Raw genomic sequence first — 222 nt, forward strand, 5'->3', positions numbered from 1 at the left:
CGTGTTACCGCCGTGAAAGGGCGGTGTCTTAACCACTTGACCAACGGGCCAATTGTTGCTGTTTTAAGGATGGCGGAGAGTAAGGGATTTGAACCCTTGAGACAGTGTTAACCGCCTACACGATTTCCAATCGTGCTCCTTCGACCTCTCGGACAACTCTCCAAGAAGATGGCTCCGAAGGCAGGACTCGAACCTGCGACCAACCGGTTAACAGCCGGTTGC

At 53.6% G+C, this 222-nt stretch carries 1 tRNA gene; it reads right to left on the bottom strand.

Annotated features, from left to right (window positions below):
* Positions 1-70: 70 nt before the first annotated feature.
* Positions 71-162, bottom strand: a tRNA-Ser gene (locus tag C9J34_RS21630).
* Positions 163-222: the final 60 nt, after the last annotated feature.

Source organism: Metasolibacillus meyeri, from assembly GCF_003049505.1.
In the GTDB taxonomy this organism is placed as follows: Bacteria; Bacillota; Bacilli; order Bacillales_A; family Planococcaceae; genus Metasolibacillus; species Metasolibacillus meyeri.